This is a genomic window from Terriglobus sp. YAF25 (assembly GCF_052113305.1).
Classification (GTDB): domain Bacteria; phylum Acidobacteriota; class Terriglobia; order Terriglobales; family Acidobacteriaceae; genus Terriglobus.
Map to the genome: position 1 here is coordinate 1 of NZ_JBFRCY010000495.1, position 3,545 is coordinate 3,545.

3 protein-coding genes are annotated in these 3,545 nt (G+C 55.1%); all 3 read right to left on the minus strand.

Annotated features, from left to right (window positions below; all coding sequences use genetic code 11):
- Positions 1 to 1,432 (minus strand): efflux RND transporter permease subunit (locus AB4043_RS18710; protein ID WP_442307755.1); only part of this gene is annotated, 1,432 nt, incomplete at its 3' end.
- Positions 1,433 to 1,443: 11 nt separating this feature from the next.
- On the minus strand, positions 1,444 to 2,643 hold the full coding sequence (locus AB4043_RS18715; protein WP_442299292.1) for an efflux RND transporter periplasmic adaptor subunit: 1,200 nt from the start codon (positions 2,641 to 2,643) through the stop codon (positions 1,444 to 1,446).
- The coding region (locus tag AB4043_RS18720; RefSeq protein WP_442307756.1) for a TolC family protein at positions 2,643 to 3,545 on the minus strand (903 nt) is incomplete at its 5' end. The genes AB4043_RS18720 and AB4043_RS18715, both read right to left, overlap by 1 nt.

Here is a 3,545-nt window from a genome sequence, read left to right on the forward strand (position 1 = left end):
GGTCTGAGGTTCGCGCCAGAATCAGATCAGCCGGGAGTGTCTTTCTGACGCTCTCCAGATTGGCATCCACCTGTTTGCCAAAAGAGCTGATCTGCTCTCCTTTTCTCATCTGCACAGAAAGGGTAATCGCTCGCGTGGTGATCCATTTACCGTCTTTACCGCTGCGGGTATAGCGGTTCAGGAACGAAGGCGGATTTTCATATCCCCTTTCAATATCCACGAGGTCTCGCAAGTAGAGCGGCGTTCCATTTGGCGATGCGCCGATCATCATGTTTCGCAGGTCGTCAGTACTCTTGAATTCGCCCGTCGTGTTGATGCTCACGGTTCGTCCGCTTGCATTGAGCGTCTGGCCGCCGTCTGGAAGATTACGAGCTGCGAGAACTTTAGGAAGATCCGCCGGCGTCAGCTTATATTGCGCCAGACGCTCCTGTGAGAAGTTCAAAAACACATTCTCACCCAGCACGCCGGAGCGCTCTACGTTGGAGACAATCGGCAGCGTCTTAAGGCTCCGCTGGATAGTATCGGTAAAATCTTCGAGATCGCGATAGGTGTACTTGTCACCCGCAGCGGTCTGTAAGGCTGCGGCTGTATCCGCCGGATTGTCGATGATTGCAGGTTGCCACGCATCGGGATGAAACTCGTCCGTCTGCAGGTTCTGATCAGCAGACTTCCTCAGGGCTGATTGGAGTTCCGCAGAACTGAGGTTTGTTGTCAGGTCCACTCCTGTGAACCCTTCACCCGAAAACGGCCGGACGTCCGCGCAAAGTTGCTGAGCGACCAAATCCTGGGCTACCCAGGACAGCTTGCGCTGCACCTCGGCATTATCGATCGACTTGGGAAAGGCGATCACAATTGAACGCCGTGGTTGCGACTGCGTCGGTAGAAGATTTCGAAGGCTCCGAATCTGAGCCTCGACCATCTTGCTGGTCCACTCAATCTGAGCCGGGTCAGCCGATGGACTGGCTACAGTAAGCATCAATGCGGACGTATCTCCGAAATCTTTGATATAAAGAATCGGCCCGGCCCCCTGGGGAAGGTCGTGAATGGCGTCCAGCCTGGTCTTTACGTCGTCCAGTTCTTTATCCCGGTCGTACTTACCCTTTTCCGCCAACTCGAACTGGACCATAGTCGATCCCGTTCTAGAAGCGCTCTTGATCTCAGTCACCCACTGATTCGAAGCAAGAGCCTGCTCGATCTTTCTGGTTACCAACTGCTCTACTTGTTCCGACGATGTTCCCTGCCAGGGTACGATCACCATCGCCTGACGTACCGGGATGTCCGGGTCTTTCCGCTGCGGCATATTCAGAAGTCCGTATATACCCCAAACAATTGCGACTGCGAGAGATACCCAGGCAACGTGGCGCTGCTCGATAAAGAAGCGGGCAAGATTTTGTTTCTTCTCTGTGGACTGCTCGTTGTGTTCGTGTGTCATTCCTGGGCCTCCTAGTTAACCACCCGGATAGGGCTTCCATCGCTTAGCTGGTTGGTGCGGTTGACGATGATTCGTTCTCCCGGCGTGAGACCTTCGTCGATGACGACTGACTTACCGAATGTCTTGCCGATCCTCACACTTTTCAACTGCGCAAACTGCTTTCCGCCGCGCTCGGTAACGGTGAAGAGTGAGTAGTTGTTTGAACCGGATTGCACGGTCATCAAGGCAGTCATTGGCACCACGGGCACCGTGTGCGGATCGCCGCGATCGATGCGGATACTTGCGGTCATGCCCACTTTGAGCGATCGATCCCGGTTAGGCAAAGTAACTTCAATATTGAAGACCCGCGATTCTCGATTCGCAGAAGCGGCGATCTCCGTGATGCGCCCCATGAGTGTCTGCCCCTGCAAGGCATCGAGGCGCACAGGGACCTCAGCTCCTGGCTTAAGGTAAGCCAACATGGTGTCGGGAACTCCGAAGTTCACTTTCACAAATCGCGTGTCGTCGAGAACGAAAGCGTTTGTGCCTGCGCTCACCAACGTGCCGCGCTCGATATTCTTCTCAACAATGACTCCTGGCATTGGAGCGATCAGCTTCGTATCCGCAAGATTGATCCGTGCCGAGGATGCTTGCCCGAGTGCCGCGTGCAACTGGCCACGACGCGCTTCGATCTGTCGCGTGGCAGCCTCCACACTGGCGGCCGACGCCAGATGCTGCTCTACCGCTGAGTCGTAATCAGGACGAGTCATAGCTTTTGCGGCGTACAAGGCCTGTGCCCGGTCGAAATCAAGGTCAGCTTTCGCTTGAGTAGCCTTGATTCGCTCGAGCTCCGCCTGAGAAGCTTCGAGTGCCTCCTCCATCGCGTTCTGCTGGCCCATCGCCGAGGTGAACGACGCCTGGTAATCAGAAGGTCGTAACTGCGCCAACACCGCTCCAGCCGGTATTTCGTCGCCGGCCTGCAGGTCACGCAAGCGTCCATCGGCTCCCTTGACGCGATAAAGAGTGGCTATATACCCAGGCTCCTTGAACGCCAGTTGCACACCGATGTCTGGACGGATTTCGCCAGAGTAATTCCAGCTGGGCTGTACCCGCTGAGTCGTAACGGTCTCCACTTGAACCGGGACCGGCTCAGGATCTGCCTGTTTCTTTGTCGCGCAGCCGGCGAGACCTGCAAACGAAGCAATACTCAACACTCCAATAAATATCCGCATCACTCTTCTCCAATCGCTTTTTTCAAATCGGCCCTTGCCTTCCAGAACGCAGCGAGGGCACGCTGTTGACCGCTGTCGGCAGAAGCTAGCTCCGACTGTGCTTGGAACAAATCGCGGCTTAATACCGCCTGACGCTTCACTTGTTCCTGAACTTCTTTGAGCCGTTGCCGCGCCGTGAGGTCTGTGGCATCGGTCGATGCCAATTGCCGCCGGCTATTTTCAAGTTGCCGGAACGCGTTTCTCACTTCCAGAAGCACGCTGCGTTCGGTGGCGTTCACTCCAACCTTGGCTTGTTCTTCCTTTACTTTCTTTTCTGCATATTCGTGCCGTCTACGGCCCCAATCCCACGGTTCCCAGCGGAGTGACAGCCCCGCCGTTCCGACGTTGCTTGGCAGGATATTTTCGAAATTCGCGGTCGTGTAGTAGTTGAAAGCCAGGCTCAACTCGGGAATATACTCGGCCTTTTTCGCGCGCGCGTCATAGTCCGCCTGCTCTACCTGAATGTGCGCCTTTTTCACTTCCGGCCGGTTTTGAAGCGCGCTGTTTTCCATGGCTTCGAGGGAGGCGAAATCGCCGTCCGCCTGGCTGATTGCAGCAACACGGAACTCCGTGTGTATATCCCGGCCCATCAGGTCATTGAGTTTTTCAGAAGCCGATGCGACTCTATCCCTTGCATCGCTGATTGCATTCCGCATCTTCAAAAGTTGTGCATCGGCATTCAGCACATCTGACCCAAGAATGGTCTCTTTGCTACGGTTTTCCTGTGCCAGCCGATGCGATTCCTCGTAGTAAGGGAGTGATGCCTGAAGGCTATCCAGGGTGCTTTGAGCCTCGACAACCTCGTAATAAGCACGACGGACGTTATCGACTACCTCAAGGCGTATTCTCTTCTGATCCTGGAT